This window comes from Dietzia sp. E1 (assembly GCF_014145015.1).
GTDB classification, from domain to species: Bacteria; Actinomycetota; Actinomycetes; order Mycobacteriales; family Mycobacteriaceae; genus Dietzia; species Dietzia cinnamea_A.
In genome coordinates this window covers 1-6,092 of record NZ_JAALDU010000111.1, presented here as the reverse complement: position 1 = coordinate 6,092, position 6,092 = coordinate 1, and the positions used below count along the sequence as shown (strand labels likewise).

The 6,092-nt window shown below is 62.8% G+C and carries 7 protein-coding genes and 1 tRNA gene; 5 read left to right on the top strand and 3 right to left on the bottom strand.

Annotated features, from left to right (window positions below; translation table 11 throughout):
• Positions 1-507: sigma factor (locus G6030_RS04920; RefSeq protein ID WP_182642380.1), on the bottom strand; the 507-nt coding region annotated here is incomplete at its 3' end.
• A 7-nt stretch (positions 508-514) separates the two neighbouring features.
• Entirely contained in the window at positions 515-925 is a 411-nt protein-coding gene (locus tag G6030_RS04915) for a YciI family protein (RefSeq protein WP_182642379.1), read from the bottom strand.
• Positions 926-1,142: 217 nt separating this feature from the next.
• On the opposite strand from G6030_RS04915, the gene G6030_RS04910 reads away from it, so the two are divergent.
• The 5 genes from G6030_RS04910 (at position 1,143) to G6030_RS04890 (ending at position 4,223) form a co-directional block, all read left to right on the top strand.
• Entirely contained in the window at positions 1,143-1,532 is a 390-nt protein-coding gene (locus G6030_RS04910; protein ID WP_182642382.1) for a hypothetical protein, read from the top strand.
• Complete coding sequence (locus G6030_RS04905) at positions 1,529-2,269, top strand: RES domain-containing protein (RefSeq protein WP_182642378.1); 741 nt, start codon at positions 1,529-1,531, stop codon at positions 2,267-2,269. Before G6030_RS04910 ends, G6030_RS04905 begins: the two co-directional genes overlap by 4 nt.
• A 154-nt stretch (positions 2,270-2,423) precedes the next feature.
• Positions 2,424-2,496: transfer RNA gene (locus tag G6030_RS04900), tRNA-Gly, on the top strand.
• 123 nt (positions 2,497-2,619) lie between these two features.
• Positions 2,620-2,958 (top strand): DUF4287 domain-containing protein, encoded by a 339-nt coding sequence (locus G6030_RS04895; RefSeq protein ID WP_241724166.1) that lies wholly within the window; start codon positions 2,620-2,622, stop codon positions 2,956-2,958.
• A 359-nt stretch (positions 2,959-3,317) separates the two neighbouring features.
• Entirely contained in the window at positions 3,318-4,223 is a 906-nt protein-coding gene (locus G6030_RS04890) for a hypothetical protein (protein ID WP_182642377.1), read from the top strand.
• A 1,219-nt stretch (positions 4,224-5,442) separates the two neighbouring features.
• Here G6030_RS04890 and G6030_RS04880 read toward each other — a convergent pair.
• Positions 5,443-6,092 (bottom strand): hypothetical protein (locus G6030_RS04880; RefSeq protein ID WP_241724165.1); only part of this gene is annotated, 650 nt, incomplete at its 5' end.

Below are 6,092 nucleotides of genomic sequence, written 5' to 3'. Positions count from 1 at the left end.
CCGGTCGAGCCGCTGGCCGTCGAGCGTGCGCTTGGCGCGGCTGATGCGCTGCGCCATCGTCGCCTCGGGGACGAGGAACGCCCGCGCGATCTGCCGCGTGGTCAGGCCGCCGACCGCGCGCAGGGTCAGCGCGATCGCCGACGGCATCGGCAGCGCAGGGTGCGCGCACAGGAAGTAGAGCCAGAGGGTGTCGTCGCGGTCGGGCCGGTCGCCCCGGTCACCCGGGAGGAGCGGAGAGGACGACGACGAGGCCACCGCCTGCTCCGCCGTCGCCAGATCCTCGCGGCGCCGACGGGCCGACTCCGACCTGGTCGCGTCGAGGAACCTGCGCCACGCCACGGCGATCAGCCAGGCCCGGGGGTCGCGCGGCGGGTCGGCGGGCCAGCTGCGCAGGGACTCGACGAGGGCATCCTGCACGGCGTCCTCGGCCGCGGCGAAGTCGGCTCCGCGGCGGACGAGGACGCCGATCACCTGCGGGATGAGCGCCCGCAGGTCCGGGCCGTCCATGGTGGGGTCAGTCCTCGATCTCCGTGGGCACCGTGAGCAGGGGCCGGAGCTCGAGCCACTCGCGGATCGGCGCGCCGCCGGGGCCGGGTGCCGCGGACAGTTCGCCGGCCAGCTCGACAGCGCGGTCGTAATCGGCCACGTCGATGATCATCCAGCCGGCGATGAGGTCCTTGGTCTCGGCGAAGGGGCCGTCGGTCAGCGGGGGCTTGCCCTCGCCGTCGTAACGCACCCACGCCCCCGACTCCGACAGCGCGTGGGAGTCCACGTACTCCCCGCTCTCGCGGAGCCGGTTGGCGAAGTCCTCCATGTACGCGAAATGCGCGGAGACCTCCTCGGGCTCCCACTCGCCCAGCGGCGGATAGGTGGGCTCTCCCGGCGCGGAGCCGCGATAGTGCTTGAGCAACAGGTACTTGGCCATGATGGTCCTCCTCATGCTGTGCGACCCAGTGTGGTCGCTTCACGAGGGGGACGGAACCGTCCGCCGGATTTCGACATCCGCACGCCCGTCCGCAAGATTCGTTCATGGCCGCAGCTCCGACATTAGGGATAGCGCGTGGGATTCAACGGGGATAGCCTTGGGATGACCCGTGGGATCACATGGGCGTGAAGCCTCACATGGGAGAAGCACGATGTCGATGCTGCATCAGCAGCGGCCGGATCTCGCCGCGTACGAGGAAGCCAACCGGATGTCGCCATCCGAACTGGTGAGTGCACTTCGCCCCCTGCTCGGCGATCGCCTCATCGCCTACCTGGGTCGGGTCAAGGAGACTCGCGCGGTACGGGGCTGGGCCGACGGCACCCGACAGATTGCCGGTGCTGAGACCGTCGAACGGCTGCGGATCGCTTATCGAATCGCTCGGATGATCTGCGATCGAGATTCACCGCAGGTCGTCCAGGCGTGGATGCAAGGGCTCAACCCGCTACTGGACGACCGAGCGCCTGCGCTTCTCCTCAGAGACGGCGATATCGGGGAAAGCGGGCCGGACGTCCTCGCCGCGGCCCGGCAGTTCGTCTCAGTCGGGTGACCGCCGATGCGGCTGTCCGCACGGACGTGGGAGAGATCGCGGTAAGCGTCCATTCGGCTACGACTGTCCACCGCGTGGGCTACTCGCCCACACCATGGAAGTGGACCGACTGGGTATACGCCGAAGATGGACGCTTTGACGGGCGATGGGACGATCCCGGCGGATCGTGGCGGACCCTCTACGTCGGCGAATCACGCCTTGCCTGCCTGCTCGAGTTGCTCGCCAGGTTCAGGCCCAGCGCCAGCGTGGCTGAAGAGATCGCCCAGATCGAGGTCGACGACGACGAAGAGTTCCCGACAGCCGCGGCGGGGACCATTCCGGTCGATTGGTGCACGCCGCGGCGAAGCGGCACAGCCACGCTGTCCGGGACGTACGCACTGCCCGGCCACCATCGATCGCTGGCCGGACTTCGGCGCCAGTTCCGGACCAAGGCTCTCGCCCTGGGGTTGGACGATCTCGACGCAGCTGCTATCCGGGACGCGCGACCGCGCGCGCTCACCAGAGGCATCTCTGCATGGCTCTACCAGGTCGGCGACGACCAGTTCCCGCGGCTCGACGGGATCGAGTTCGCCTCTCGGCACGGTGACGACCTCACGCTCTGGGCGATCTACGAACGGGGAGGCGACGCCGAAGTCTCTCCTCGGCTCAGAGTTCGATCCGAGGACATTGCCATCGATCCGGATGACTCCGACCTCGCTTACGCCATGGAGCTCCTGGGACTGAGTTGGGCTGACTGAATCACACGGCCGGAGAGTCAATGCGAATCGGTCCGCGAGCCACGCGGCGGGCACCACGATCGGCGCGCTCGGGGGCCCCGCGTGGAACCGCTCCACGGCGTGCGCTATTGTTCTTTCTCGCAGCACGGAACGCCCCGGCGGGCCGGAATGCGATGCGGATGTGGCGCAGCTGGTAGCGCATCACCTTGCCAAGGTGAGGGTCGCGAGTTCGAATCTCGTCATCCGCTCAGATCGAATGTCCCGGATCATCGCTGGTCGATGGCCCGGGACATTGTTCGTTTGCGGGTTTCTCTAGAACGGGCCGGGCGATAATCAGCGCACCATCGCAGCGCCGATCCCGGGAGAAACTCATGTCGTTCCAGGCGTACCTCGACACTGTCGAGAAGAAGACCGGTCTCACGCCGCGCCAGCTCGTGGATCAGGCCACCGAGAAGGGCTTCGGCCCCGGCACAAAGGCCGGCCCGATCCTCGCGTGGCTCAAGGAGGACTACGACCTCGGTCGCGGCCACGGCATGGCGCTGGTCCACGTCATCACCAAGGGCCCGAAGATCAGCCAAGCATGTCGGCACCGACGGCTCGCACTCCGACGCCTCCGACACACTGTGGCTCGACGGGGCGGCGACCAACCCGAATCGCTCCTGAGATCTCAGCGACTGGATCGTAACGCTGGAAGATTGAGATCCGAGTAAAGCCGTTAGAGTGCCGCAGTTCCTGCCCCAGTAGAGGTTCTCCTTGGATCGTCAGAGCCAGACTGTGTCTCGACCTCCGGGTAGACCTCTGTAAGCACGACTCTTCGCAATGAATTGCCCCCACTTGAAGTCAGAACCGACTCCACACGCGCTTCGCCGTGTTCGTCGCTCGAGACGCCAAAGCGGGCCCTTCCCAAGAATGCTCACGCACGCTCGGCACAGACGGCGACGGAAACTCGCGCTTGCAGCACAAGAAGTGCCTAACAGGCTCGACGTGCAACAGGCCGCGATCGGCAGCCCAGCTGGCAGGTAGTCTCACATGGGCACAGCTACGCGAAGAGAGACCGGCGCCTATCACTATGGATTTAGAAGTCACCAACCGTCTGAACGTCAGAATAGTGACCCTTCCCGTAATATTTCTGCTTGGACTTCTTATATTCGTCTTTCGGACATTCGTACTGCCCGAGGACCTACAGGAACACAGGCCCGGCGCGTCACTAATTGCAGTTTTAGACAACTTAGTGGCAGCGGCCATCGCCTCGTTTTTCGCCGGGTTAGTCATTCTATTTCTAACCAGGGAGAGCCAAGGCGACCTGCCGCACCTCGCCAAGGGCGGACGACTCAAGAGGTCATTCAAGTCTGATTCAGCCTCTACTGACACTTGGAAGGTAAGGGCGCGAACCGGATCGTTCTTTGTGCGTGACACCCTTCCGAACCTCGCCGAACACCGAGGCGGCACTGTGAAGGTCGTACTAATGGACCCCTCGCGCGCAGAGGACCTTGCGAATTACGAGGCACTGCGACCGCGTCACTCCGACGGGAATTGGAGCCCAGTTCGCATCCGCGCCGATATAATCGTTAGTCTAATCAGAATTTTTCAGATTCAATCTCACTACCCTCGACTCAATGTCGAGGTGGGCGTAGCAAGCGCGGGCTGGGTCCAAAGTCTCGACATTTCGTACGAGAGAGCCTATCTGTGCGGCCAAGACCGAGGCGATCTGGCATTAGTAGTCCCCCGGAGCCACGAGTTATACGACCGCTTTTGCGACGACTTTGAAGCAGCGTTCAAACTCGCCAAGGCGGTCCGAATTCCTTCGAGCTTCAGCAAGGATATAGGGAGCCACCTTCAGGGAATCACAGAGGAGACCATTGAGGTGGTTAGCCCCTACTTCCTTGACGAGTTGGATATAGATCTCTCCGATGAGACTAGCGATCTAAACCGGATGGTTATTGATCGATCAGTGAAAGGGCACCACTATGGCTAGCCGCGCGGACTACTCTGAGGCCCTTGGCTGGATTTACCATCAGACCTGGCCTGACGCGAAGTTTCTCCTCCAGAACTTTTACGCCTCGTCCTACCTCCACCCGTATGGGTTCGTCGTGGTCAGAACAGATTGCGATTATCTGCCCGGATGGCACATCCGTGTGCACTTCTGGCGACCAGGCGCCCCTAATCCCGCGAAGCAGTTTGAGGTCCATTCTCATGGTTGGAGAATTCTATCGAAAGTTGTCATCGGAGAGCTGGAAGAGAGCTCTTTCCTTACCGAGACGAACCCGCGCGGTGAAAGCCAGCTGTATAAGGTAGAAAGTTCCGTCTCTATCGGAAGCAGTCGCCTTAGCCCAGTGGGCTCACCGATTTGTCTAAAGTCAGATGGGTCCGCGGTGCGAAGCAGATCTTCCACCCCGTTGATTTTGGAGGCTGGGCAGCTTCATTCAACTTCCTGTGCGGCAAAGACCCTGAGCGTGTCCGTCGCTGCCACTTCAATCAGCACAGGCGAACCCTCCTACGCGGTAGGCCCACGAGGCCTACAAAGTGCGTCGTTTGCCAGATCGTCCCCAGAGTCGCTCGAGAGTTTAGTTTCCGAAGCAGACAGACGTTACAGCCTTGAGGCTGCGGAGGAAGACGACTGGGCGGCCTTCATATTTGTCCAAGACCAAAATGGCCGCATTGCTATGTCTCGCACAAAACGCTCGCCTGAGTTTTGGTCGCCAATCGGCGGAAGGAGAAAAAAGGGCGATCCTAGCCCTCTATATACAGCTGTAAGGGAGCTCGAGGAAGAGACCACCGTGCGGTCATCCGCAGATGCACTCCACTACCTAGGATCGAGACCGAGAGATATAGGAGAGGGACTCACGCATTTCTGGTCGCTGCAAATCCCGGATCCCGGGCTTGTCACACCAGACACTGTTGAGTTCGCGGAGTTCCGGTGGGTAGAAGCAAACGAGCTAAGTCAACTTTGCCTGTATGGCGGGACCGCCGAAATACTTAAGGAGCTAAACCTTGGCCACTAACTGCATCGATAGAGCAAATGGACCGCCTTCGAAGAGGTTCCAGTTCGCCCTTTGAACCCTAAGCGGCGATAAGGCATGGTCGACAAGTCGGAACCTGAACCAGGATCATCGAGGGGGCCGCGAAAGTCTGCGCTCGGTAGCACAGATTGCGCGAGCACCGGGCGGCCCCGTCGGGACTGACAGCCACCGGCCTCACACCACTCGCATCTGTGTCTGGGACCGGGAGAGCTCGTAGGTCTTGACCAACCAGAACGCCGCGAACGCGTAGAGCGCGGCCGCCTCGACCGCGAACAGCGCTGCCGAGGATTCCACCAGCCAGGCCACGACGAGGGCCATAGCGGGAAAAACCAGCACCAGCGCCGCCAACGTCCGATAGACGGCCCGGTAGCTGCGCCGCGCCCGCGGGTCCCGCACCGAGTCCAAAGTCTCCTGCCCGTAGAAGAAGATCGATAGCGCGGCCAACACGAAGAACGCGACGGCGGACACCGCGTGGATCACACTCGTCAGTGTCAGCGCGTCCCCGGGCGTCGCAGGATCTGCCGTCGGGACGAGCGCGACGACCACCGCGAGTACCCCGGCAGCGTTGAGCAGCAAGTTCTCGCCGCGGGTGTATCCGCGGTAGGCAACCAGGGCGACGCCGATCGCCACCACTACGCCGACGAACAGGCTGCGCGCCGGCGTGAAGTAGAAGGCACTGAGCGAGTCCATCATCGCCACGCGCGCATCGAGCAGCGCCCACACGAGGAGCGCCGGCGGGAGCACGATCGCACCGCCGGCGATCACCATCCGCAACACGAAGTACGTCTCGACGATGTAGCCCGCCGGCGCCTCACAGAAGGTCG

Bases quoted from the DNA above. Each gene is read 5' to 3' on its own strand.
- G6030_RS04910 (WP_182642382.1), top strand. From the start codon at position 1,143: ATGCTGCATCAGCAGCGGCCGGATCTCGCCGCGTACGAGGAAGCCAAC.
- G6030_RS04890 (WP_182642377.1), top strand. From the start codon at position 3,318: ATGGATTTAGAAGTCACCAACCGTCTGAACGTCAGAATAGTGACCCTT.
- G6030_RS04915 (WP_182642379.1), bottom strand. From the start codon at position 925: ATGGCCAAGTACCTGTTGCTCAAGCACTATCGCGGCTCCGCGCCGGGA.
- G6030_RS04895 (WP_241724166.1), top strand. From the start codon at position 2,620: ATGTCGTTCCAGGCGTACCTCGACACTGTCGAGAAGAAGACCGGTCTC.